Here is a 23,411-nt window from a genome sequence, read left to right as displayed (position 1 = left end):
TCGCAGACCGCGCCAGTTCTGGCTTTGCGCACGCCGCATAATGTCCCTACAAAGATTCACACTTTTGTGATGTCACTCACCTTTTAAAGTTGTATGACAAGTTATCTTTTCGCCGTCGCAAACTATAAGCCGACGGAATGCATTACCGGTGTTTGATACATCGGATTTAACGGTACGGAAGCCGACTTAGCACGATTACTTATGGCAAGGTTCGGGCCGTTCCGGGACAGGTTCCCGGTTACGCCCCTCCCGTTACAGAACAACTCCCGGCAACGGTTGAGTTGTTGCCGTGTCCCGACACGGAAATAACATAACGATGAGGTTTTACATGCGTAAAATTAAAGGGTTACGTTGGTACATGATCGCACTGGTGACGCTCGGCACCGTGCTGGGCTACCTGACACGTAACACCGTGGCAGCAGCGGCGCCAACGTTGATGGAAGAGTTACATATCTCCACGCAGCAATACTCTTACATCATTGCGGCTTACTCTGCCGCTTACACCGTAATGCAGCCTGTTGCAGGTTATGTTCTTGATATTCTGGGTACAAAAATTGGTTATGCCTTCTTCGCTGTAGCCTGGGCCGTCTTCTGTGGGGCGACCGCGCTGGCCGGCAGCTGGGGCGGACTGGCGCTGGCGCGTGGTGCGGTAGGTGCTGCCGAAGCAGCGATGATCCCCGCGGGACTGAAAGCCAGCTCTGAATGGTTCCCGGCAAAAGAGCGTTCAATCGCTGTCGGTTACTTCAACGTGGGCTCCTCCATCGGGGCGATGATTGCTCCGCCACTGGTGGTGTGGGCGATTGTGATGCACAGCTGGCAGATGGCGTTCATCATCTCCGGTGTGCTGAGCTTTGCCTGGGCCATGGCGTGGCTGATCTTCTATAAACACCCGCGCGATCAGAAAAAGCTGTCTGACGAAGAACGTGACTACATTATTAATGGTCAGGAATCTCAGCATCAGACCGACAACGGCAAAAAGATGTCCGTCTGGCAGATCCTGGGCACCCGTCAGTTCTGGGGTATCGCCCTGCCACGCTTCCTGGCAGAACCGGCCTGGGGTACGTTTAACGCCTGGATCCCGCTGTTCATGTTTAAAGTTTACGGCTTTAACCTGAAAGAGATCGCGATGTTCGCCTGGATGCCAATGCTGTTTGCAGACCTGGGCTGTATCGTCGGCGGCTACCTGCCACCGCTGTTCCAGCGCTGGTTTGGCGTGAACCTGATTGTGTCCCGTAAGATGGTGGTCACCATGGGCGCCTTGCTGATGATCGGCCCGGGCATGATCGGCCTGTTCACCAGCCCTTACGTGGCTATCGCCCTACTGTGTATCGGGGGCTTCGCTCACCAGTCTCTTTCCGGTGCGCTTATTACGCTCTCGTCCGACGTGTTTGGTCGTAACGAAGTCGCTACCGCCAACGGCCTGACCGGGATGGCCGCCTGGACCGCAAGTACCCTGTTTGCGCTGGTGGTCGGCGCGCTGGCAGATACGATTGGTTTCAGCCCGCTGTTCGCGGTACTGGCTATCTTCGACCTGATGGGTGCGGTGGTTATCTGGACGGTGCTGAAGAGCAAATCCGCCGATGAACTGGCGAAAGAGTCCCTTGGGGGACCGGCGACGCAGAGTTAGCGTTGTTGTGCCGGGTGGCGGCTACGCCTTACCCGGCCTACAAAACCCATAGGCCCGCGCAAGCGAAGCGCACCCGGCAAAATCTTCTCAAAAGCCGCCTCCGGGCGGCTTTTTTCATGGCGAAATCTGGAGAGTGGCACGCAAAAGTGGTATAACAAATCATTCGCCGTACCCTGCCTGGAGCGCATATGGAAATCACCGAATCACGTCGTTTATATCAACAACTTGCCGCCGAGCTGAAAGATCGCATCGAGCAAGGGGTCTATCTTGTCGGTGATAAACTTCCCGCTGAGCGTTTCATTGCGGATGAAAAAAGCGTCAGCCGTACGGTGGTCCGCGAAGCCATCATCATGCTGGAAGTGGAAGGATATGTTGAGGTACGCAAAGGTTCCGGCATTCATGTGATTTCCAGCCAGGCGAAACACTCCCCCACCCCGGACGAAAGTCTGGAGTTTGCCAGCTACGGTCCGTTTGAGCTTCTCCAGGCTCGCCAGCTGATTGAAAGCAACATTGCGGAATTTGCTGCGACGCAGGTGACCAAACAGGACATCATGAAGCTGATGGAAATCCAGGATCACGCGCGTAAAGAAAAATGTTTCCGCGATTCCGAATGGGACCTGCAATTCCACGTCCAGGTCGCCCTTGCGACTCAGAACACGGCGCTGGCGGCAATCGTTGAAAAAATGTGGACTCAGCGCGTTCACAACCCGTACTGGAAGAAATTACACGATCACATTGATTCCCGCACGGTAGATAACTGGTGTGACGACCACGACCAGATTCTTAAGGCTCTGATTCGTAAAGATCCGCATGCGGCGAAACTGGCAATGTGGCAGCACCTGGAGAACACCAAACAGATGCTGTTTAATGAAACAAGTGATGACTTTGAATTTAACGCTGACCGCTATCTTTTTGCCGATAATCCGGTCGTTCACCTCGATACCGCGACCAATCTCGCAAAATAACGCCCCGAACTGCTGGCAGGCGCACCGCCGCGCCTTCCGGCCAGACAGGGTAAGAAAACCTCTATAGTGTCAGCCTTTGTAAAATTTCTCGCTCCCCTCCGTGGCTTACGCCAAAATCGTGTTTCCCCTCAAATTCTGTGACGCAGAACGTCGGGCTTTGTTACAATTGGATTCACTTCGTTATTTTGTAAGTTAGTGCTTGCTAACCAGCCAATTAACAGGGAACAGTGTTGGCCACACATCAATGTGTCCGCGAGCGACCATAATGAAATCATAACAATGTCGCCGTGCTGTTTTCCCGAATGACAGGCGTGACGTTAACCGATTTCCAGGAACACTGAATGGAACTTTTGACCCAACTACTGAACGCCCTCTGGGCTCAGGATTTCGAAACGCTGGCCAACCCGTCCATGATTGGCATGCTCTACTTTGTGTTATTTATGATCCTGTTCCTTGAGAACGGTCTGCTGCCTGCTGCCTTTTTACCCGGCGACAGCCTGCTGGTGCTGGTCGGGGTGCTCTGTGCAAAAGGGGCGATGGCTTTCCCGCAAACGGTCCTGCTTTTGACCATTGCCGCCAGCCTGGGCTGCTGGGTGAGTTACATTCAGGGGCGATGGCTGGGTAACACGCGAATCGTTCAGAACTGGCTTTCGCACCTTCCGGCCCATTACCACCAGCGAGCGCACCACCTTTTCCATAAGCATGGGCTTTCCGCCTTACTGATCGGCCGCTTTATCGCATTCGTACGCACCCTGCTGCCCACCATTGCGGGCTTGTCCGGCCTGAGCAGTACGCGCTTCCAGTTCTTTAACTGGATGAGCGGCTTGCTGTGGGTGCTGATCCTGACCACGCTCGGCTACGCGCTGGGTAAAACGCCGGTCTTTATGAAATATGAAGATCAGCTGATGTCTTGCCTGATGCTACTGCCCGTCGTTCTGCTGGTGTTTGGCCTGGTCGGGTCCCTGGTCGTACTGTGGAAGAAGAAATACGGAGCCAGGGGTTAACGATGGTTATCTCCCCGCTCGCGCTGCGCCGCTTCTCTTACGCTATCGTCGCGCTGATGATGTTCAGCGCTCTTATCCTGCTGTGGTCTGCGCTACAGCATCAGGAGTCGACGCTGGCTATCCGTCCTGTGAGCCAGGGAACCAGCGTGCCGGATGGTTTTTCCATCTGGCATCATCTGGACGCAAACGGGATCCGCTTTAAGAGCATCACGCCGCAAGACGATGTGCTGCTGATAAAATTTGACTCCAGTGCGCAAAGCGCCGCGGCGAAAGCCGTGCTGGACCGCACGCTGCCGCAGGGTTACATCATTGCGCAACAGGATGATGACAGCCACGTAGCCTCCTGGATGTCACGGTTACGCGACACGTCGCATCGATTTGGTTAACGACTAAGATTCCGAATATTTTCACCTACTTTGGTGAAACTCCCGTTTACTTACTATGCTTAAGTACGCGGAGCACCCCTCAGATGTTCTCCGCATAGTTCTGGAACACGGCTTACGCCGTAACACAATGGAAGGTTTCTATAATGAAATACCGCATCACTCTGGCTCTGGCCCTTTTTTCTTTAAGCACAGCTTCCTTCGCTATGTCTCTTTGTCAGGAGAAAGAACAGGATATCCAACGCGAAATCAGTTATGCCGAAAAGCATAAAAATCAGCACCGGATCGACGGGCTGAAAAAAGCGTTGAGCGAAGTGAAAGACAACTGTACGGACAGCAAACTGCGTGCCGATCATCAGAAAAAAATCGCTGAACAGAAGGACGAGATAGCCGAGCGCCGTCAAGACCTACAGGAAGCGAAAGAGAAAGGTGATGCGGAAAAAATTGCCAAGCGCGAGAGGAAGTTGCAAGAGGCGCAGGACGAACTGAAAGCGCTGGAAGCTCGCGATTATTGAGTTAACGGAAATCTCAACAGGAGAGAATCATGTCAAAAGATACAACTTCAGAAAATCTGCGCGCTGAACTGAAATCCCTGGCGGACACCCTGGAAGAGGTGCTGAACTCTTCTGCGGATAAATCGAAAGAAGAAGTAAGTAAACTGCGCAGCAAAGCGGAGCAGGCACTGAAAGAGAGCCGTTACCGTCTGGGCGAAACCGGTGATGCGCTGGCGAAACAAACCCGCGAAGCGGCAGCGCGCGCAGACGAATATGTACGTGATAATCCATGGACGGGTGTAGGTATTGGCGCCGCAGTGGGTGTGGTGCTGGGTGTCCTGCTGACGCGTCGTTGATTATGGAAGATCCACGTCACGCACAAGGGCCTGCTAAAAACGTCCTCGGCATCGGCCAGCGTATTCTTACGACGCTGGTCGGGATTGCCGAAACGCGCGTCCGGCTTGCGGTAGTGGAGCTGGAAGAGGAGAAAGCCAACCTCTTCCAGATGCTGCTCATGCTTGGGCTTACGATGCTCTTTGCCGCGTTTGGTCTGATGAGCCTGATGGTGTTAATCATCTGGGCTATCGATCCACAGTATCGTCTGAACGCGATGATTGCGACTACCGTGGTTCTGCTGGTGGCGGCGCTGATAGGCGGTATCTGGACCCTGCATAAAGCGCGCACGTCGACCTTCCTGCGCCATACGCGCCAGGAGCTGGCCAACGACCGCGCCCTGCTGGAGGATGATAAGTCGTGAGCGACAAAGCCGAACGTCAAAAGCGGAAAGCGTATCTGTTGAGCCAAATCCAGCAGCAGCGGCTGGATTTGTCTGCCAGCCGTCGAGATTGGGTTGAAGCCACGCATCGGTTTGACCGCGGCTGGAACACGGTCCTGAGCCTGCGCTCATGGGCGCTGGTCGGCAGCAGCGTGATGGCGATCTGGTCGGTTCGGCATCCTAACATGCTGATCCGCTGGGCACGCCGCGGCTTTGGCGCCTGGAGCGCCTGGCGTCTGGTGAAAACCACGCTGCGACAACAGCAGTTGCGCTAGCCTTCTTGCCGGGTGACGCTGCGCTTACCCGGCCTACGATTGCGTGTAGGCCGGGTAAGGCGTAGCCGCCACCCGGCAAAACCCCCTCCCTTACTCAATATCTTTGAAGAAGATTAACAGTTTTCCTTGCTAACATTTGCCATCCGCCCCGTTTACACTCCTCTCCATCGACAGCAAAGACGCGGTATCTACCCGAATTTGCACGCAAATAACGTTTAGCCGCTGATGTGGTTTCCTGGAGAGTAAAATGAAAAAATTAGAAGATGTTGGTGTACTGGTAGCGCGTATTCTGATGCCTGTTCTGTTCATCACCGCAGGCTGGGGCAAAATTACCGGCTATGCGGGTACTCAGCAGTATATGGAAGCGATGGGCGTGCCGGGGTTCCTGCTGCCACTGACCATTCTGCTTGAGTTCGGCGGCGGCCTGGCAGTGCTGTTCGGTTTCCTGACCCGCACCACGGCGCTGTTCACCGCAGGCTTTACCCTGCTGACCGCGTTCATCTTCCACAGCAACTTTGCGGAAGGCGTGAACTCCCTGATGTTCATGAAAAACCTGACCATCGCGGGCGGCTTCCTGCTGCTGGCTATCACGGGTCCGGGCACCTACAGCATCGACCGTCTTCTGAATAAGAAGTGGTAAGCAGGCTATACTGATTACATTCAAAGCGAGGAGACATCTCCTCGCTTTTGCTATCTGACGGAGGAGTAAAAAATGGGACAACTCGTAGACGGCGTCTGGCAGGATGTCTGGTATGACACCAAATCCACCGGTGGACGCTTTAAGCGCTCTGTTTCGGCCTTCCGTAACTGGCTGACCGCCGACGGCGCACCCGGCCCGAGTGGCGAAGGGGGCTTTGCGGCGGAAAAAGATCGTTATCATCTGTATGTTTCTCTCGCCTGTCCGTGGGCGCACCGCACGCTGATTGTGCGCAAACTTAAAGGTCTCGAATCGTTAATTCCGGTTTCGGTGGTCAACCCGCTGATGCTGGAAAACGGCTGGACGTTCGACAGTGGCTTCCCGGCCGCGACGGGTGATGAGCTTTATCATCACGATTTCCTGTATCAGCTCTATCTGCGCGCCGATCCGCACTACACCGGACGCGTAACGGTGCCTGTGCTGTGGGACAAGAAAAACCAGACGATCGTCAGCAATGAATCCGCTGAAATCATTCGCATGTTCAATACCGCGTTTGACGCGCACGGTGCCCGCGCCGGGGATTACTACCCGGTTGAGCTGCGCGAGAAAATTGACGAGCTGAACGGCTGGATCTACGACAACGTTAACAACGGCGTCTACAAAGCGGGCTTTGCCACCAGTCAGGAAGCGTACGACGAAGCGGTCGGCAACGTGTTTGGATCCCTGGAGCGCCTGGAGCAGATCCTCGGCCAGCATCGTTATTTAACGGGCGATCGCCTCACCGAAGCAGACATCCGCCTGTGGACGACGCTGATCCGCTTTGATCCGGTATATGTCACCCACTTCAAGTGCGACAAGCATCGCATCAGTGATTACCTGAACCTGCACGGTTTCCTGCGCGACATCTATCAGATGCCGGGGATTGCGGAGACGGTCAATTTTGACCATATTCGCACCCACTATTTCCGCAGTCATAAGACCATCAACCCAACGGGCATTATCTCCATTGGCCCGTGGCAGGACCTGGATGAACCGCACGGGCGCGACGTGCGTTTCGGATAATTATTTAGGGAATCAATTGATTCCCTTTTTTAATTCACAGCATACATCTATCCTTACCTCGATCGCTTAGAAAACAAGTGATTGACTGATTAAGAGGCAAGGAAAAATGGACTGGTATTTAAAGGTACTGCGCAACTACGTTGGATTTGGTGGCCGTGCCCGCCGTAAAGAGTACTGGATGTTCGTTCTGGTGAACTTCGTTCTGATTATGGTGCTGGGCATTGTGGACAAGATCCTCGGCTGGGAACGCGAGGGGGGTGAAGGCATTCTCACCACCATTTATGGTGTGTTAGTTCTGCTGCCTTCATGGGCCGTACTGTTTCGTCGTCTCCACGACACAGATCGTTCGGCGTGGTGGCTGCTGTTGCTGTTGATCCCGCTTATCGGCTGGATCGTGATTTTGATTTTCAACTGTCAGAGCGGAACGCCGGGCGAAAACCGCTTTGGTCCGGATCCTAAGGCAAGCGCGTAAATTCTGCCCGGTGGCGCATACGCTTACCGGGCCTACGCTTATTTGTTGTGGTGGGCAAAGAGCCTGGGAATTTCACGCAAACACCACGATTTGGCTTCGCCCATGCTGTCACGACGCCACGCCATAATGATATCCACTTCGCTGGTGTATTCCGGGCTGACGACGCGCAGCCGCCCTTCTGCAATGTCCTTTTCGACAAACGGATACGGCATAGTCGCCACGCCCAGCCCCGCCAGGAGCGCCTGTCGCTTATCTTCCAGCGACGTTACCGTCAGTCGCGGCTGTTTATCCAGCAACTGTACCGTTAACACCGGGCGCTCTCGGGCGGTATCCGCGACCGCCACACCGCGGTATTTCACGCGCGTGACCTCAGAGAGCGGCTCCGGCTCCTGATGGATCGGGTGATCCGGGGCGGCGACGTAGACGTTCATCACGCTGTACAGTTTGCGCGAATTGATTTCTGACGATGAGCGGAAATGCATGTCCGGCGCAATCACGATATCCGCCCTGCCCGTCTCAAGACGCTCCCACGCCCCGGCCAGCACCTCAGTGATGATCGACAGCTGGGTATTGGCTTTCGCGGCCAGTCTGTCTACCAGCGGGAACAGCGCCTCGGTGGGCACCAGCGCTTCGGTCACCAGCGTCAGATGGGTTTCCCAGCCGCGGGCCAGCGCTTCGGCATCCGTCGTGAGCTTATCCGCCGCTTCCAGCAATACGCGGCCGCGCTCCAGCAGCATCCGCCCAACGTTGGTGAATTTTGTTCGATGACCTGAACGGTCAAAGAGCACAACATCCAGCTCCTCTTCCAGCTTTTGCATGGTATAGCTCAGGGCAGACGGAACGCGCCCCAGTTCATCTGCCGCCGCGGCAAAACTGCCGCGCCTGTCAATCGCGTCCATGACGCGAAGCGCCTCAAGCGTCAATGCTCTCTCTTTAGCCATCTCGTTCTCATTCAGGAAATTTGAACATACCAGGCAGAATATCTGGCTAACAATGCAGCGTCCATACCTTTACCATTGATTTAGTGTAAAGAGAGGTCAAGTTTATGATTACGACAAGAACAGCGAAACAGTGCGGACAAGCCGATTTCGGTTGGTTGCAGGCCCGCTACACCTTTTCCTTTGGACACTACTTTGACCCTAAACTCCTCGGTTACGCTTCACTGCGCGTATTGAATCAGGAAGTGCTCGCCCCGGGCGCGTCCTTCCAGCCGCGCACGTACCCTAAAGTCGATATCCTGAACCTGATCCTGGAAGGCGAGGCAGAATATCGCGATAGCGAGGGCAATCATGTCCAGGCAAAGGCTGGCGAGGCGCTGTTAATTTCCACGCAGCCAGGTATTAGCTACAGCGAGCATAACCTCAGCAAAGATAAAACGCTGACCCGCATGCAGCTGTGGCTGGATGCCTGTCCGGAGCGGGAAAATCCGCTGGTGCAAAAAATCGATCTGAAGGGCGGTAAACAGCAGCTGATTGCCTCGCCAGACGGCAGCAAAGGCAGCTTGCAGTTACGCCAGCAGGTGTGGCTGCACCATATCGAACTGAAAAAAGGTGAACAGGCGAGCTTCCAGCTTCATGGCCCGCGTGCCTATTTGCAGTCCATTCACGGAACGGTGCATGCGGTCACGCATACGGAAGAGAAAGAAGCGCTCACCTGCGGTGACGGGGCGTTTATTCGTGACGAAGCGAATATCACCCTGGTTGCCGATACGCCGCTGCGCGCGCTGCTGATTGATTTGCCGGTTTAAGATCAACACGCCCCCTCGCTCGATCGGTTCCCTCTCCCTATGGGAGAGGGTTAGGGTGAGGGATAACGGGTTGGATTAAATCACAACACCTTACTCGCCATAATCTCAATGATCTGCCGGTCCGTCGCCTGCATTGAGCGGCACGCCAGAGCGCACAGGTTAGAGATAGACTGTTCCACGTCGTGCGCCACAATCCCCTCGTTACCCGTCACGGCAGTGTCATCCAGCGCCATCATCACGGCTTTCCAGGCGCTGGTGACGCTGGTCGAGACCTTCATTGCGCAGCTGTTAGAGGCTCCATCGCAGATCATCCCGCTCACGTCGCCGATCATACTGCCGATCGCCATGGCAATGGTCTGGTAAGATCCGCCCATCAGCCACGCCATCCCCGCCGCTGCCCCCATTCCGGCCGTTGTCGCCGCGCACAACGCGGACAAGCGCGGAAGCTGGTAATGAATATAGATAGCCGACAGATGCGAGAGCATCAGCGCCCGCGCCAGCCGTTCGTCATCGGCCTGAACGTGCTCAGCCACCACCACTACCGGCATGGTGGCGGTGATGCCCTGATTCCCGGAACCCGAGTTGCTCATCGCCGGCAGCGTCGCGCCTCCCATGCGGGCATCCGAGGCTGCGCTGGTGCGGATAATAATGTCTGAACCCAGATCCTGCGCCATCCAGCCGCGTGCGCGCTGTTTATTGAGCGTCGCGCCAATATGCAGCCCCCAGTTGCCACGCAAACCTTCGCGGGAGAGCGCATCGTTCAGCCGCCCCGCATCGAGGATAAAGCGGATCGCGTCGAACGGCACCTGCTCTACAAACTCAAGGATCTGCGACAGCGTGGTGGTCGAGAGTACCGCCAGCGGATCGTCGTTGTTCTGGCTCTGACGATCGTCAAGCCTGAAGCGCGTTTCGCCCTGACAAACTACCTCCACCACGCGAGTGTGCCCGCCAGCGATGGTCACCATCGCCGAGGATTCACCGACGTAAACGCAGGCGCGTGAATAGAGGATCTCCTCGCACGGCTCCTGCAATTTCACCTGCACCAGACCTGCGTTCAGCAGTGCTTTGGCGCGCGTTAGCGCCTCGGCCGACGCGTCTTTCAACACCTCCAGCCCGGCGTGTGCATTACCGCCTGTCGCCCCCAGCGCGGCCGCGATGGGTAAACCGACCATACCGGTGCCGGGCACCGTTACGCCAAGCCCGTTTTTCATCAGGTTCGGCGATACCCACGCCTCGATACGCGTCACCTCACCGTCAAGCTGTCCGGCAGCCATCGCGCACGCCAGCGCCAGCGAGACGGGTTCGGTACAGCCCAGCGCAGGCTTTACCTCTTCCTGCACGGCGCGAATAAAATGGTTCCATAAAGGATTAATTTGCTCAGACATCGTTACGACCTTATTTAACCTCATGAGAAGGCGAGGAAAGGAGAAACACAAAGCAGCAGCCCGGTAATCACAATAATCACCAGCGATACGCCTTTATATTTATGAAGTGCGGGCACTTTGTAGACCAGCCACGCCGGAATTAAGCAGCCCACCATCCCGAAAATAGGGCTACAGATGGAGGTGAAGCTCAGCACCGGCGCGTTTAACACAATCGCGCTCCAGGCCAGCAGGATAGCGAACAGCATAATCCCGCGCTGGACGGTGCTTTCATTGATTTTCTCCGCCGGCATTTTGCGGCGCAGGATGTTCATCACGATGCCCTGCGTCGCCTCACGAAAGCCGAGATAGACGCCAAAGAACGCGGTCATCACGGCAAAAATGTTGAGGATCACGCTGACGATTTTGACCCAGCCCGCACCGTCACCGCTGATGAACTGTGCTGCGATTGCCAGGGCGGAAATATTCTGCTCGTAGGCTTTTACCGCCTCGTCGTGCCCCATCGCCAGCGTAAAGGAGACCGCGTAGAAAAAGACCGTCACAAACAGCACGCCAAAAGCGATATTCATTGCCCGCAGCGCTTTATGACGCGCCACCTCAACGGATTTTTCCCGTGAACGATAGGAAATCACCATCGGGCTTAATGTCTGAATAAACAGAATGGAGGTTAAGGTGAAAGGCAGCGTAATAATGGCGTTTTTAATCAGCAGGCCCATCGGCGGCAGCATACCGACGTTGGCTAAATGCCAGAGGCCAATCATCGAAAGCCCCAGCGCCGCCACCACAAATAATTTGGTCAGCACCATCAGGCTGGAGACTTTAAACAGCAGTTTTTCACCGCGCGACGAAATGGCGACCAGAATGCAGATCAGGAATAAGCCGTAGAACGGATTTTCCGACAGCAAACCGTCGGTTACGCCGAAGGTGTGTAGGTAGGATGCGCTGTCGTTGGTGATAGCCGTGGAATAGACAAACATCCAGATCACCAGCATCACGAAATAAAGCGCACCCAATAAGATGCCCCAGTTTTTACCTAAATAACCGCTAATGACGCTCGGGTAATCTTTGCATTCCGGTGATTCCGCCAGCGTATTAATAAACAGGCGCTGGAACAGGTACATAGCCGGATAACCAATTATCGACGAGAGTAAAAACACCCACAGCCCCATTAACCCGACCTGCACAGGAAGAAAAACGATGCCCGCGCCGATAGCCATCCCGATACTCATGATGACCCAGCCCGTATCGGTGCTGTCGAATTTGATCGCCTCTCGCCATTCGCTTTCGCTCATTCCCGCCCGCCTTGCCGCAGGGGAATCACTCACAATCACACTGCTGTTTGTTGCCATATTCATTGGGCACTCGCTTATTTTGTAGGGTAACTGGTTGTTTTTATAAGGTTCCGATCGCCAGCGATTGCGAGTCAGAGGGTGCAGGTGTGAGTTATTGATATGGGAAGATCATATCCGGAGCGCGGGAGAAAAAAGTCACAACTTTTATAGGGATTTTCTAAAGCGAGAGAATAATATTACTTCGGGATAGCAGAAAGGAGAGTAAGTTTTCTAAAATTGACGGCGTTCACAAAATTAAAAGCCTCCCCATTTGAGGAGGCTGAAGATGAAGCCTGTATTACATCGCCTGCGTAAACGTCCTCGAAATCACGTCCTGCTGCTGCTCGCGCGTCAGGGCGTTAAACCGCACCGCATAGCCTGAAACGCGGATCGTCAGGTTCGGATAGTTCTCCGGATGGGCAATGGCATCCAGCAGCATCTCCCGGTTCATCACGTTGACGTTCAGGTGTTGCCCGCCCTCAATGGTCGCTTCGTGGTGGAAGTATCCGTCCAGCAGCCCGACAAGGTTGGTTTTGCGCACCGGCTCGTCCTTGCCCAGTGCCTGCGGCACGATGGAGAAGGTGTAGGAGATCCCGTCTTTGGCGTAGGTGAACGGCAGCTTGGCGACCGAGGTTAACGACGCCACCGCCCCTTTTCTGTCGCGCCCGTGCATCGGGTTGGCGCCAGGCGCAAACGGCGTGCCGCCGCGACGTCCGTCCGGCGTGTTGCCGGTCTTCTGCCCGTAAACCACGTTGGAGGTGATGGTCAGGATCGACTGCGTCGGTACCGCGTTGCGGTACGTCGGCAGCGCCTGGATTTTCTTCATAAAGCGCTCAACCAGATCGCAGGCGATACTGTCCACGCGATCGTCGTTGTTGCCGTACTGCGGATAGTCGCCTTCGATGACGAAATCGACCGCCAGACCGGTGTGGTCGCGCACCGGTTTTACCGTGGCGTATTTGATGGCCGACAGGGAATCCGCCGCCACCGACAGCCCGGCAATGCCGCAGGCCATGGTGCGGTAGACGTCCCGGTCGTGCAGCGCCATCAGCGAGGCTTCGTAGCTGTATTTATCATGCATGTAGTGAATGAGATTCAGCGCGCTGATGTACTGTACCGCCAGCCAGTCCATGAAGTGATCGAGGCTCGCCATTACGGTGTCGTAATCCAGTACCTCATCCAGCAGCGGCTCGGTTTTCGGCCCCACCTGGATCTTCAGCTTCTCATCCACCCCGCCGTTGATTGCGTACAGCAGCGTTTTCGCCAGGTTGGCGCGTGCGCCGAAGAACTGCATCTGCTTGCCGATCACCATCGGGCTGACGCAGCAGGCAATGGCGTAGTCGTCGCTGTTGAAGTCGGCGCGCATCAGATCGTCGTTCTCGTATTGCAGCGAGGAGGTGACGATCGACACCTGCGCGGCGTATTTCTTGAACGCGATCGGCAGTTGTTCGGACCAGAGGATCGTCAGGTTTGGCTCCGGCGCAGGCCCCATGGTGTGAAGGGTATGCAGGTAGCGGAAGCTGTTTTTGGTCACCAGCGTACGGCCATCCAGCCCCATGCCGCCAATCACTTCCGTGGCCCAGATCGGATCGCCGGAGAAGAGCGTGTCGAACTCCGGCGTGCGCAGGAAACGTACCATGCGGATCTTCATGATGAAGTGGTCGATCAGCTCCTGGGCCTGCACCTCATTCAGCCTTCCTGCCTGCATGTCGCGTTCAATGTAGATATCGAGGAACGAGGCCGTGCGCCCCAGCGACATCGCCCCGCCGTTCTGGGATTTCACTGCGGCAAGGTAGGCAAAGTAGACCCACTGCACCGCTTCCTGCGCATTCATCGCCGGACGTGAAATATCAAACCCATAGTTCGCCGCCATCTGCTGGATCTGGAGCAACGCACGTTTATGCTCCGCCAGCTCCTCGCGCAGGCGGATCGTGGCCTCCAGTTCTTCTCCGCGCTCCAGTTTCCCCTGGAGATCGGCGAACTGAAGTTCACGCTCGCGCACCAGATAGCTGATGCCGTACAGCGCCACGCGACGGTAGTCGCCGATGATGCGTCCGCGCCCGTAGCCGTCCGGCAGACCGGTCAGCACCCCCGATTTGCGGCAGCGCATCATCTCCGGGGAGTAAACGTCAAACACGCCCTGGTTGTGGGTTTTGCGCAGATCTGTGAAGAGATATTCAAACTGCGGATCCATCTCGCGACCGTAGGCTTCGAACGAGCTGCGGATCATGTTGATCCCGCCGTACGGATGCAGGGCGCGCTTGAGCGGCTTGTCGGTTTGCAGGCCAACGATCGTCTCCAGCTCCTGATCAATATAGCCCGGCCCGTGCGCGGTAATAGTAGTGGCGATGTTGGTGTCAAAATCCACCGGAGCGTGAGTAGCATTCTCCTGACGAATGCCGACCATCACCTTCTGCCACAGCGCCGTCGTTGCTGGCGTCGCCTGCGCGAGGAAAGCTTCATCGCCTTCATAAGGGGTGTAGTTATGCTGAATAAAATCGCGCACGTTAATGGCGTTTTTCCATTCTTCACCGCGAAACCCGGCCCATGCGTCGCTGTAAGGCGCGACGCCCGTATCGATTGTTACTTTCATCAGATTCTCGCTTTATCAGGCGTAAGCCGCAGCCGGAGTAACCTTCCCAAGACGGAGGGCGTCCAGTGCGATCATTTTTTCTTCATTGGTAGGGATCACCGCGCAGGCCGCGCGGGACGACTCGGTAGAGATCACGCGCTCGCCCGCGCTGCCCGGCAGGGCATTTTTGGACTCGTCGAGGATGATGCCAAACACCTTAAGATGCTCCACCACCAGCGCGCGGATAAGCACGGAGTTCTCACCGATCCCGCCGGTAAACACCACGCCATCCAGACGGTGCAGGGACGCGGCATGACCGGCGATATGTCGCGCAATCCGGTGGACGAAGGTCTTTATTGCCAGCCGCGCCCGCTCGTTGCCGTCATGCCAGGCTTTCTCCAGCGCGCGCAAATCGGAGGAGATGCCAGAGATCCCCAGCAGCCCGGACTCTTTGTTGACCACGCGCTCCAGATCCTCGAACGACTGGCCGGTCTGCCGGGCAATCCACGCCATCGCGCCAAAATCCACGTCGCCGCAGCGCGTGCCCATCACCAGTCCTTCAAGCGGCGTCATCCCCATGGACGTGTCCACGCTTACGCCGTTACGCACCGCGCAGATGGACGCCCCGTTGCCGAGATGGGCAATCACCAGGCCGCTGTCATCGGGAGAGAGCCCGAGCAGCGCGTGCGCCTGCGCCGACACGTAGCGGTGAGAGGTGCCGTGGAAACCGTAGCGGCGCACGCCCAGCTCTTCAAAATAGCGGTACGGCAAGCCGTACAAATACGCCTGCGGCGCCATGGTCTGGTGGAAGCTGGTATCAAATACCGCCACCTGCTGCACGCCGGGGAACAGGCGCCCGGCGGCTTCCACGCCGCTCAGGTTGGCGTAGTTATGCAGCGGCGCCAGCGGGGAGACCTCGCGGATCTGCGCCATCACCTCTTCCGTGATCAGGGTCGACTCGCTGAAGAGGTCGCCGCCGTGGGCAATGCGATGGCCAATCAAGGCCACGCTGCCCATCAGGTTGCGTTTCTCCAGCTCCAGGGCGATGGCGGCCAGCGCCCCTTCGTAGTCCTGGTGAGCCAGTCTGACCGGCTCCCCCCCATTCACGGAAATAAAGGCTTTTTCTGTGTTGATGCCGTCCGCAATGCCCGTCATCAGGGCATCGCAGCCTGCGGCGTCCAGCACCGAGAACTTAACGGAGGACGATCCGCAGTTAATGACCAGTACTACCGGAAACTCAATCATGGTATGGCTCCGCTCTTCCTGAGCTTTGGTTTAAAACAGTTTGTACACGATGTTCAGAATGGTCAGCAGGCCGACCACGGTTACGAAGATGTTCTCGGTCCGGCCTTTGTATTTCGCCAGCGCAGGCGCCTTGCGGATGGCGTACATCGGCAGCAGGCACAGCAGAGAGGCGATAATTGGCGCGCCCATGGCTTCAATAAGGTCCAGGATGTTCGGGTTGGCGTAGGCCACAATCCAGGTGGAGCCCATGATGAAGACCATGCTGATGGTGTTCAGCTTGCCCACGGAGACTTTCTTCTTGTCGCCCTTGTAACCGAACTTGAGGATCAGACCGTTCAGCCCCTCCAGCGTGCCCAGATAGTGGCCGAAGAAGGATTTAAAGATAGCGACCAGCGCGATGATGGAGGCGCCGTATTCCAGCACCGTGGCGAACGTGGATTTACTGCCTGACATCGACGCGAAGTGGTTCGCCAGGTAAGAGAGCACCGGAATGTTCTGCGCTTTGGCGTCCGCCATGTTCTGCGGAGAGAGCGTAAACAGGCAGCTAAAGGCGAAGAACATCACCACCGCCACCATCAGCAGGCTGGCGCGACCAATGATTTTGGAACATTTCTGCTCGGTAAACTCTTTCCCGAACTCTGGTTCGTACTCTTCGCGTTTGGAGACCACAAACGAGGAGACGATAGGCGAGAAGTTGAAGGAGAAGACCATGATGGAGATCCCCAGCCACACCGTGACCAGAATGCCGTCATGACCGGTGAAGGCGATATCGCTCAGGTTAACCTGGTCGATCACCGCCGAGTTCCAGTACGGGATCAGCGAGAGAGAAATCAACACCAGGCTGGCGATGAACGGGAACACAAGGTAGCTCATCACTTTCACCATCAGGTCTTTACCGAACCAGATAACAAAAGCCATCAGCAGCAGCAGGAATAGCGCCACCACGCCGCGGTTCAGGGCGGGCATCTGGAGCTGGTTTTCCCAGAAGGTCATAAAGGTGTTGGTAATGGTGACGCCGTAAATCCACAGCAGCGGGCAAATGGCAAAGAAGTAGAGGAAGGTGATCACCACCCCGCCGGTCTTACCAAAATGCTCCTCCACCGTTTCGGTGATGTTGCCGGAGACGTTACTGCCGGACAAACACAGACGCGCCAGTGCGCGGTGGCAGTAAAACGCAATCGGAAACGCGAGTACCAGCATCAGCAGGATAGGGATCAGGCCGCCAAAGCCTGCACGGATAGGGAAGAACAGCACGCCTGCGCCAATGGCGGTACCAAACAGGCCGAGCGTCCAGGTGGTATCCGATTTACGCCAGGTGGACGTTTTTGTCTGGCCAACGATAATGCTTTCTGTGTTGCTCATAAGTCATCCTTTATGCGTCAACGAAGCCGGTAATTTGGGAAACACGGGAGAGATCGATATTGCCGCCGGAAATAATGCAGACGGTTTTTCGGCCCTGAATATAGTGGTCCAGCTTGCCGCTTAATAACGCCGCGCACGCCAGCGCACCGGCACCTTCCGTGACCACCTTATTTCGCTGAATAAGCGCGATCATGCTGTTGCGAATCTCGTCTTCGCTGACCAGCACAATGTCATCGACTAATTCACGAACAATTTCGAAGGTTAAATTACCTGGGCGAGACACGTCGCAGCCGTCAGCTAATGTGCCGGTAACACGATGACTGGTTATTTCTCCGGCCTGATACGATGCCGCCATTCCGTGCACATTTTCAGACTGCACGCCGATAATATTGATAGTTGGGTTGATGGATTTAATTGCTGTCGCAATACCGGCAATTAAACCGCCGCCGCCGATGGGGACAATCACGTTATCCACGTCATATAAATCTTCGAGGATTTCCAGGCCGATGGTGCCCTGGCCGGCAATGACTTTCGGATCGTCGTAAGGCGGGATAAAAATGCGCCCTTCCATCTCGACGATTTCGCTCACTTTGGCGATGGTGTCGTTAAAGTTTTCGCCGTGCAGCACCACTTCGGCAGAGTAGTCACGCGTGGCGGCAACCTTGGATTTCGGCGCGCCCATCGGCATGACCACTTTGCCGTCGATGCCGAGCATGGCGCAGGAGAGAGAGACCCCCTGCGCGTGGTTCCCTGCGGAACAGGCCACCACGCCCTTGCGTTTTTCCGCATCGGTCAGCGAGCTTAATTTATTAAACGCCCCACGTATTTTAAACGAACCGGTACGCTGCATATTTTCAAATTTCAGGAATATCTCACCCTTACACCGTTCGCTCAGATAATTCGAGCGCGGCATACCGGTTTTATAGATCTTTCCCGCCAGTCTTTTTCTGGCGTCCTGAATATCTTCAATGGTCACCGGGAGATCGTAAGTAATGTGCATAATATCCTCGTTATAATAATTCATTGTTTTCAGGCAAAGTCAGGGTATCAGAGCGTTAAAAAGCGTCGCTCCGGGTGTTTTAAATCATCATTATTTCTATCGTCGTTTTTCGATATTCATCGACGAATATTGTTTTGCCAGTTCAACTAATACTGACGCCGATTTTTTAATACTGTAATTTTTTGACCACACGGCGGCATAACGCGCCACGGGTAATTCATCTTCCACCGGCAGAACAATAAACTGGTCCGAGCCGAATGGCGCAATCATGTCACGGGGGATCACCGTCAGGTAATCGGCATTGAGGACAAGGTTATAGATGGTGACGACGGAATCGGTCTGGACGATGTTTTCAATGCTGATGTGGTTGTCTTGAAGGGTGGTCAGGAGTTCGTTGTAGTAGCCCATATCGGTTTGCGGCATCACCCACTGCTCGTGCGTGAGCGATGCCAGTCTGGTCGGGCCGGTGCACGTTCGTGATTTACTCGCCACCAGCACAAACTCGGATTCAAACAGTGGCTCAACGTGAAGATCCTGAAGCTGCATCCCGTCGCTCAGCGTGCCGATGGCGAAATCCAGCCGGCCATCGCGAATGGCGGGCAGGAATGAAGAGAGCTGCGCTTCATACATTGAGACACGCGCTTTCGGGAACACTTCCTTGAATTTTTTGATCATCCCGGACAGGAAGGTGAAGCCAATCAGCGACGGATAGCCAAAAGAGACGTCCATGACGGTACTGAAACTGAGGCTGTTAATCTCGCTCACCATGTTTTTCATTTCGCGGGTGATCGACTCAGCGTAGGACAGCAGCACCTGACCGGCGGCAGTGAGTTTTACGCCGGTGTTCTTACGCACCATCACTTCCACCCCAAAGTAGGATTCGATGTCGCTGATGATTTTGCTGACGGCAGGTTGCGTCAGCCCCAGTTGTCTTGCAGCAGAACCTATGGAGCCACTTTTGATGACTTCCTGAAATACCACGAGGTGCTGTGTTTTCGGTAGAATAATAGTATTCATAATATTCTGCGCTTATTTCCCTATGACGCAGCGGATTCTACCCAATATTGTTTCAGGGGGTATGTGCTGTTACTCACAATTTGCCAGGACGCTCTGTTTTCAACCGCACCCGAAATCTATTTATGTCTTTATAAATCAAATACTTATTACAATAAAAATACGCATTTACGCTGATATTGATCAATAAAAAACGCGGTAATAAATTTATTTTATGGCAATAACCAGCGTGAATTTTTTTGCCTTAAAAATATTAATAAAGGCTATCTTTCAGGCAATTAAAGGTTAATAAAACACCATTGTTCCTTTAAAACATTTTTGTGGTTTATCAACTTTACCAGGAATATTTATTCAATTTCCGGTTAAAGAGTGGGATATATCACACATTCACCAGAAGAATGTTTTTAGATTCAATATTAAATTATCAAATGAATAACATTCGGCATCACTGACTAAACATTTACAACATCTGCTCAACACTAAAATTTTCTAATTTTATAGCGTTAAATTTTGTGATTGCGATCATGCGCAGCAGATGAGAGGAACACAAAGTCAACCAAATAGTGAAATGTGCTTAGCGTCGCAAAATTGAGAATTGATGTCGTTTGGCGCTTCGCTTACCCGGCCTGCAACCTTCAGAAAACAAAAACCCCGCCGAAGCGGGGTTTCGTAAGAAGTTGAAGCTGACCGATAAGCCGGGTTCTGTCGTGGACAGTCATTCATCTAGGCCAGCAATCGCTCACTGGCTCAAGCAGCCTACCCGGGTTCAGTACGGGCCGTACCATGTGAACCCCTATTTGGCCTTGCTCCGGGTGGAGTTTACCGTGCCACGGACTGTTACCAGCCGCGCGGTGCGCTCTTACCGCACCCTTTCACCCTTACCTGATCCCGCTTGCGCGGGCCATCGGCGGTTTGCTCTCTGTTGCACTGGTCGTGGGTTTCCCCCCCAGGCGTTACCTGGCACCCTGCCCTGTGGAGCCCGGACTTTCCTCCCCTCCGCCCGTCTCCCCCGAAAGGGACGACGACGAAGCGGCGACTGTCTGGTCAGCTTCGGCGCGCAGTATAGAGGGTTTGCGCGCCGCTGTCACCCCTGGCTACGCATGCCTACCTGCAATGTGGCCGCGATATTCCGCGAGGCGCGGTAAATGTTGTCATACGCTCCCTGGAACGCCTCTTCCAGTGAACCGATGCGGGTCAGTACGCTGAACACCGCGTCGATGCCGTACTGATGCACCACACCCACATCCTGCGTCAGACTTCCGGCAATCCCGATCACCGGCTTATGGTATTTTTTGGCGACGCTCGCCACGCCTACGGGCACTTTGCCATTAATGCTCTGGCTGTCGATGCGCCCTTCCCCGGTCAGCACCCACGTGCAATCGTGAATATGTTCTTCAAGATTGAGCGCCTGAGTGACAATCTCGATGCCGCTTTTCAGCTCAGCGCCCAGGAAGGCCATCAGCGCCGCGCCCATGCCGCCCGCGGCGCCAGCCCCCGGAACCCGGTTGACGTCAATGCGCAGTGATTTTTTGATCACCCCGGCGTAGTGGCTAAGATTGGCGTCGAGTTCGAGGATCATCTCCTCCGTGGCGCCTTTTTGCGGGCCAAAGATACGCGACGCGCCGCTTTCACCGACCAGCGGATTCGTCACGTCACAGGCGACGCGGATTGCGCATCCCTGAAGACGCGGATCGAGATCGGAAATATCAATCCGGTTAAGCGCCATCAGGCTGCCGCCGCCGTAGCCGATCTCCGTCCCGTTCGCATCCGTAAACTTCGCGCCCAGCGCCTGCATCATACCCGCGCCCCCATCGTTGGTTGCGCTCCCGCCGATACCGATAATGATGTTGCGCGCGCCTTTATCCAGCGCGCTGAGGATCAGCTCCCCCGTCCCGCGCGACGTCGTGACCAGCGGGTTACGCTGCGCGGGAGGAACAAGCACCAGGCCGCTGGCGGCGGCCATCTCGATAAACGCGGTGGTACCGTCGCCCGAGATCCCCCAACTGGCCTTCACCTTTTCCCCTAACGGGCCGGTGACGACAGCCTGCTGCCAGGTGCCCTGCGTCGCAGCGATCATCGCTTCAACCGTACCTTCTCCGCCGTCAGCAACGGGAACAGACACGTAATGAGCGTCGGGGAAAATTTCCCGAAATCCTTTTTCTATCGCCTGCGCCACCTCGGTGGCAGGCAGGCTTTCTTTATAAGAGTCTGGCGCGATTACGATTTTCATAGTTGTATGCCTGAGCCGTAGGCCCGGTAAGCGTAACGCCACCGGGCGGGACGTCATTAGCGAGCAATTTCAACCTTCGCCAGTTTTTCGTAATAGCACGCTAACGCGCTGTGATCAGCGGTGCCCAGACCGTCCGCACGCAGCGCCTGCATCATCTCCATGACGGCGGCAGTCAGCGGCAACTGCGCGCCCACGCCGTGGGAGGTATCCAGCGCATTCGCCAGATCCTTAATGTGCAGATCGATGCGGAAGCCCGGCCTGAAGTTACGATCCATCACCATCGGCGCCTTGGCATCCAGCACGGTGCTGCCCGCCAGACCACCGCGAATGGCCTGATAGACCAGATCCGGATTAACGCCCGCTTTGGTGGCCAGCGTCAGCGCTTCGGACATGGCCGCGATGTTTAACGCCACAATCACCTGGTTTGCCAGCTTGGTGACGTTGCCTGCGCCAATTTCACCGGTGTGCACCACGGAGCCAGCCATGGCTTTCATCAGGTCGTAGTATTTGTCAAACACGGCTTTATCGCCCCCCACCATCACCGACAAGGTGCCGTCGATGGCTTTCGGTTCGCCGCCGCTGACCGGCGCATCCAGCATTTCCACGCCTTTCGCTTTCAGCGCCTCGCTGATTTCGCGGCTTGCCAGCGGTGCGATAGAACTCATGTCGATCACCACCAGACCCGGCTTCGCGCCGTCGATAATGCCGTTCTCACCCAGCGCCACCTCTTTCACGTGCGGGGAGTTTGGCAGCATGGTGATAATTACGTCGCACTGCTCAGCAATCGCTTTTGCGGTTGTCGCCGTTTCTGCGCCAGCCGCAATCACCTCTGCCACCGCGTCTGAATTCCGATCTAAAACCACCAGTGAGTAACCTGCTTTGATGAGGTTTTTGCTCATTGGTTTGCCCATGATACCCAGGCCAATAAAACCCACTTTCAGCGTCATAATCTGTTTCCTCAATGATGGTTATTTTTTAAAAGCGTCCGCTAATTTCTGCGTGGCGGCGCGGAATACGCCGAGATCGCTGCCCACGGCGACAAACGTTGCGCCCCACTCCAGGTAGCGGCGGGCATCGGCTTCCACTGGCGCCAGAATGCCGCACGGTTTACCGTGCGCTTTGGCACGGGCAAAAATGTGCTGAATTGCGCGCTGCACGTCCGGATGGCTGGCGTTGCCCAGATGACCAAAGGCGGCCGCCAGATCGCTCGGGCCGACGAAAATGCCGTCTACCCCCTCCGTCGCGGCAATAGCGTCGACGTTATCGACCCCCTGCTGGCTCTCGATCTGAACCAGAATGGTGATGTTCTTGTTGGACTGGGCGAAATAGTCCGGCACGGTGCCAAACATGTTGGCGCGGTGCGAGACGGACACGCCGCGGATCCCTTCCGGTGGATAGCGGGTCGCCGCCACGGCCAGCACCGCTTCTTCTTCCGTTTCAACAAACGGGATCAGGAAGTTGTAGAAGCCGATATCCAGCAGACGCTTGATGATCACCGGCTCGTTGGTGGGCACACGCACCACCGGCGCGCTGTGGCTGCCTTTCAGCGCCATCAGCTGCGGAATAAACGTGTTGATATCGTTTGGCGCATGTTCGCCGTCCAGCACCAGCCAGTCGAACCCGGCCAGGCCCAGCACTTCGGTGCTGATGGGGTTGGCCAGCGCAGACCAGCAGCCAATCTGAATCTGGTGCGCCGCGAGGGCCGCTTTAAATTTATTCGGGAAGATGTCGTTACTCATTACTTATACCTTTTTTAATTCCGCAGTTTTAGCCAGTAGCTTTTCTTATTTATTCCGACTCAGCGTCAGCGTTATATTTATTTTCCTGACTGAAT

The 23,411-nt window shown here is 55.5% G+C and carries 23 protein-coding genes and 1 other RNA gene; 12 read left to right on the top strand and 12 right to left on the bottom strand.

Features of this window, described 5'->3' with window-relative positions:
- The first annotated feature begins 328 nt into the window (after positions 1 to 328).
- The 11 genes from ACOTX5_RS00840 (at position 329) to ACOTX5_RS00790 (ending at position 7,694) form a co-directional block, all read left to right on the top strand.
- Positions 329 to 1,627, top strand: coding sequence for an MFS transporter (locus ACOTX5_RS00840; protein WP_015571942.1), 1,299 nt, complete (start codon positions 329 to 331; stop codon positions 1,625 to 1,627).
- Positions 1,628 to 1,815: 188 nt separating this feature from the next.
- Positions 1,816 to 2,592 carry a transcriptional regulator ExuR gene (exuR, locus tag ACOTX5_RS00835; protein WP_003862635.1) on the top strand — a complete coding sequence of 259 codons (777 nt, stop codon included), beginning with the start codon at positions 1,816 to 1,818 and terminating at the stop codon, positions 2,590 to 2,592.
- 341 nt (positions 2,593 to 2,933) lie between these two features.
- On the top strand, positions 2,934 to 3,596 hold the full coding sequence (gene yqjA, locus ACOTX5_RS00830) for a DedA family general envelope maintenance protein YqjA (RefSeq protein WP_003862638.1): 663 nt from the start codon (positions 2,934 to 2,936) through the stop codon (positions 3,594 to 3,596).
- Between the two features lie 2 nt (positions 3,597 to 3,598).
- Positions 3,599 to 3,982, top strand: coding sequence for an EnvZ/OmpR regulon moderator MzrA (gene mzrA / locus ACOTX5_RS00825; RefSeq protein WP_003862640.1), 384 nt, complete (start codon positions 3,599 to 3,601; stop codon positions 3,980 to 3,982).
- Between the two features lie 143 nt (positions 3,983 to 4,125).
- Positions 4,126 to 4,494 (top strand): DUF1090 domain-containing protein, encoded by a 369-nt coding sequence (locus tag ACOTX5_RS00820; RefSeq protein WP_045911535.1) that lies wholly within the window; start codon positions 4,126 to 4,128, stop codon positions 4,492 to 4,494.
- 29 nt (positions 4,495 to 4,523) lie between these two features.
- A complete protein-coding gene (locus ACOTX5_RS00815) occupies positions 4,524 to 4,829 on the top strand; it encodes a DUF883 family protein (protein WP_003862645.1) in 306 nt (101 codons plus the stop codon).
- Between the two features lie 2 nt (positions 4,830 to 4,831).
- Positions 4,832 to 5,230 (top strand): phage holin family protein, encoded by a 399-nt coding sequence (locus tag ACOTX5_RS00810; protein ID WP_003862647.1) that lies wholly within the window; start codon positions 4,832 to 4,834, stop codon positions 5,228 to 5,230.
- Positions 5,227 to 5,523 carry a YqjK-like family protein gene (locus tag ACOTX5_RS00805; RefSeq protein WP_003862649.1) on the top strand — a complete coding sequence of 99 codons (297 nt, stop codon included), beginning with the start codon at positions 5,227 to 5,229 and terminating at the stop codon, positions 5,521 to 5,523. Before ACOTX5_RS00810 ends, ACOTX5_RS00805 begins: the two co-directional genes overlap by 4 nt.
- A gap of 247 nt (positions 5,524 to 5,770) precedes the next feature.
- Entirely contained in the window at positions 5,771 to 6,163 is a 393-nt protein-coding gene (locus tag ACOTX5_RS00800; protein ID WP_039269694.1) for a DoxX family protein, read from the top strand.
- Positions 6,164 to 6,235: 72 nt separating this feature from the next.
- Positions 6,236 to 7,222 carry a glutathione S-transferase family protein gene (locus ACOTX5_RS00795; protein WP_039269693.1) on the top strand — a complete coding sequence of 329 codons (987 nt, stop codon included), beginning with the start codon at positions 6,236 to 6,238 and terminating at the stop codon, positions 7,220 to 7,222.
- Between the two features lie 106 nt (positions 7,223 to 7,328).
- Positions 7,329 to 7,694, top strand: a complete 366-nt coding sequence (locus ACOTX5_RS00790) for a DUF805 domain-containing protein (RefSeq protein WP_015571946.1) — start codon at positions 7,329 to 7,331, stop codon at positions 7,692 to 7,694.
- A 38-nt stretch (positions 7,695 to 7,732) separates the two neighbouring features.
- Here ACOTX5_RS00790 and yhaJ read toward each other — a convergent pair whose 3' ends face one another.
- Complete coding sequence (gene yhaJ / locus ACOTX5_RS00785; RefSeq protein WP_045911536.1) at positions 7,733 to 8,635, bottom strand: DNA-binding transcriptional regulator YhaJ; 903 nt, start codon at positions 8,633 to 8,635, stop codon at positions 7,733 to 7,735.
- A 104-nt stretch (positions 8,636 to 8,739) separates the two neighbouring features.
- Here yhaJ and ACOTX5_RS00780 point away from each other — a divergent pair, with 104 nt between their 5' ends.
- On the top strand, positions 8,740 to 9,441 hold the full coding sequence (locus ACOTX5_RS00780) for a pirin family protein (RefSeq protein WP_017382430.1): 702 nt from the start codon (positions 8,740 to 8,742) through the stop codon (positions 9,439 to 9,441).
- Between the two features lie 80 nt (positions 9,442 to 9,521).
- On the opposite strand, the gene ACOTX5_RS00775 is transcribed toward ACOTX5_RS00780, so the two are convergent.
- From ACOTX5_RS00775 to garL, 11 genes are all read right to left on the bottom strand, one after another.
- Entirely contained in the window at positions 9,522 to 10,826 is a 1,305-nt protein-coding gene (locus ACOTX5_RS00775) for a serine dehydratase subunit alpha family protein (protein ID WP_015571948.1), read from the bottom strand.
- A 20-nt stretch (positions 10,827 to 10,846) separates the two neighbouring features.
- Positions 10,847 to 12,178, bottom strand: a complete 1,332-nt coding sequence (locus ACOTX5_RS00770; protein ID WP_017693942.1) for an amino acid permease — start codon at positions 12,176 to 12,178, stop codon at positions 10,847 to 10,849.
- Between the two features lie 274 nt (positions 12,179 to 12,452).
- Positions 12,453 to 14,747: a formate C-acetyltransferase gene (gene pflB, locus ACOTX5_RS00765; RefSeq protein WP_045911537.1), complete on the bottom strand. Its 2,295-nt coding sequence runs from the start codon at positions 14,745 to 14,747 to the stop codon at positions 12,453 to 12,455.
- A 15-nt stretch (positions 14,748 to 14,762) separates the two neighbouring features.
- Positions 14,763 to 15,971, bottom strand: a complete 1,209-nt coding sequence (gene tdcD, locus ACOTX5_RS00760; RefSeq protein ID WP_045344033.1) for a propionate kinase — start codon at positions 15,969 to 15,971, stop codon at positions 14,763 to 14,765.
- Positions 15,972 to 16,001: 30 nt separating this feature from the next.
- Complete coding sequence (tdcC, locus tag ACOTX5_RS00755; RefSeq protein WP_006812083.1) at positions 16,002 to 17,333, bottom strand: threonine/serine transporter TdcC; 1,332 nt, start codon at positions 17,331 to 17,333, stop codon at positions 16,002 to 16,004.
- A 10-nt stretch (positions 17,334 to 17,343) separates the two neighbouring features.
- Positions 17,344 to 18,333, bottom strand: a complete 990-nt coding sequence (gene tdcB / locus ACOTX5_RS00750; protein ID WP_023304478.1) for a bifunctional threonine ammonia-lyase/L-serine ammonia-lyase TdcB — start codon at positions 18,331 to 18,333, stop codon at positions 17,344 to 17,346.
- A 96-nt stretch (positions 18,334 to 18,429) separates the two neighbouring features.
- Positions 18,430 to 19,350, bottom strand: coding sequence for a transcriptional regulator TdcA (gene tdcA / locus ACOTX5_RS00745; protein WP_006812085.1), 921 nt, complete (start codon positions 19,348 to 19,350; stop codon positions 18,430 to 18,432).
- Between the two features lie 672 nt (positions 19,351 to 20,022).
- Positions 20,023 to 20,399, bottom strand: an RNA gene (rnpB, locus tag ACOTX5_RS00740) — RNase P RNA component class A.
- 32 nt (positions 20,400 to 20,431) lie between these two features.
- A complete protein-coding gene (gene garK, locus ACOTX5_RS00735) occupies positions 20,432 to 21,577 on the bottom strand; it encodes a glycerate 2-kinase (RefSeq protein ID WP_045911539.1) in 1,146 nt (381 codons plus the stop codon).
- Between the two features lie 56 nt (positions 21,578 to 21,633).
- Positions 21,634 to 22,524, bottom strand: a complete 891-nt coding sequence (gene garR, locus ACOTX5_RS00730; protein WP_017382435.1) for a 2-hydroxy-3-oxopropionate reductase — start codon at positions 22,522 to 22,524, stop codon at positions 21,634 to 21,636.
- Between the two features lie 21 nt (positions 22,525 to 22,545).
- The gene (gene garL, locus ACOTX5_RS00725) at positions 22,546 to 23,316 is read right to left on the bottom strand and encodes a 2-dehydro-3-deoxyglucarate aldolase (protein ID WP_003862676.1); all 771 of its coding nucleotides are present in this window, start codon (positions 23,314 to 23,316) and stop codon (positions 22,546 to 22,548) included.
- Positions 23,317 to 23,411: the final 95 nt, after the last annotated feature.

The sequence above is a fragment of the Enterobacter cloacae complex sp. IR5441 genome, assembly GCF_049238215.1.
In the GTDB taxonomy this organism is placed as follows: Bacteria; Pseudomonadota; Gammaproteobacteria; order Enterobacterales; family Enterobacteriaceae; genus Enterobacter; species Enterobacter hormaechei_C.
The sequence above is the reverse complement of the archived record's forward strand: the minus strand, read 5'-3'. Positions and strand labels throughout refer to the sequence as shown.

Excerpts from the sequence above, each read along its gene's own strand:
- ACOTX5_RS00840 (WP_015571942.1), top strand. The coding sequence starts at position 329 with ATGCGTAAAATTAAAGGGTTACGTTGGTACATGATCGCACTGGTGACG.
- exuR (WP_003862635.1), top strand. The coding sequence starts at position 1,816 with ATGGAAATCACCGAATCACGTCGTTTATATCAACAACTTGCCGCCGAG.
- yqjA (WP_003862638.1), top strand. The coding sequence starts at position 2,934 with ATGGAACTTTTGACCCAACTACTGAACGCCCTCTGGGCTCAGGATTTC.
- mzrA (WP_003862640.1), top strand. The coding sequence starts at position 3,599 with ATGGTTATCTCCCCGCTCGCGCTGCGCCGCTTCTCTTACGCTATCGTC.
- ACOTX5_RS00820 (WP_045911535.1), top strand. The coding sequence starts at position 4,126 with ATGAAATACCGCATCACTCTGGCTCTGGCCCTTTTTTCTTTAAGCACA.
- ACOTX5_RS00815 (WP_003862645.1), top strand. The coding sequence starts at position 4,524 with ATGTCAAAAGATACAACTTCAGAAAATCTGCGCGCTGAACTGAAATCC.
- ACOTX5_RS00810 (WP_003862647.1), top strand. The coding sequence starts at position 4,832 with ATGGAAGATCCACGTCACGCACAAGGGCCTGCTAAAAACGTCCTCGGC.
- ACOTX5_RS00800 (WP_039269694.1), top strand. The coding sequence starts at position 5,771 with ATGAAAAAATTAGAAGATGTTGGTGTACTGGTAGCGCGTATTCTGATG.
- ACOTX5_RS00795 (WP_039269693.1), top strand. The coding sequence starts at position 6,236 with ATGGGACAACTCGTAGACGGCGTCTGGCAGGATGTCTGGTATGACACC.
- ACOTX5_RS00790 (WP_015571946.1), top strand. The coding sequence starts at position 7,329 with ATGGACTGGTATTTAAAGGTACTGCGCAACTACGTTGGATTTGGTGGC.
- yhaJ (WP_045911536.1), bottom strand. The coding sequence starts at position 8,635 with ATGGCTAAAGAGAGAGCATTGACGCTTGAGGCGCTTCGCGTCATGGAC.
- ACOTX5_RS00780 (WP_017382430.1), top strand. The coding sequence starts at position 8,740 with ATGATTACGACAAGAACAGCGAAACAGTGCGGACAAGCCGATTTCGGT.
- ACOTX5_RS00775 (WP_015571948.1), bottom strand. The coding sequence starts at position 10,826 with ATGTCTGAGCAAATTAATCCTTTATGGAACCATTTTATTCGCGCCGTG.
- ACOTX5_RS00770 (WP_017693942.1), bottom strand. The coding sequence starts at position 12,178 with ATGAATATGGCAACAAACAGCAGTGTGATTGTGAGTGATTCCCCTGCG.
- pflB (WP_045911537.1), bottom strand. The coding sequence starts at position 14,747 with ATGAAAGTAACAATCGATACGGGCGTCGCGCCTTACAGCGACGCATGG.
- tdcD (WP_045344033.1), bottom strand. The coding sequence starts at position 15,971 with ATGATTGAGTTTCCGGTAGTACTGGTCATTAACTGCGGATCGTCCTCC.
- tdcC (WP_006812083.1), bottom strand. The coding sequence starts at position 17,333 with ATGAGCAACACAGAAAGCATTATCGTTGGCCAGACAAAAACGTCCACC.
- tdcB (WP_023304478.1), bottom strand. The coding sequence starts at position 18,333 with ATGCACATTACTTACGATCTCCCGGTGACCATTGAAGATATTCAGGAC.
- tdcA (WP_006812085.1), bottom strand. The coding sequence starts at position 19,350 with ATGAATACTATTATTCTACCGAAAACACAGCACCTCGTGGTATTTCAG.
- garK (WP_045911539.1), bottom strand. The coding sequence starts at position 21,577 with ATGAAAATCGTAATCGCGCCAGACTCTTATAAAGAAAGCCTGCCTGCC.
- garR (WP_017382435.1), bottom strand. The coding sequence starts at position 22,524 with ATGACGCTGAAAGTGGGTTTTATTGGCCTGGGTATCATGGGCAAACCA.
- garL (WP_003862676.1), bottom strand. The coding sequence starts at position 23,316 with ATGAGTAACGACATCTTCCCGAATAAATTTAAAGCGGCCCTCGCGGCG.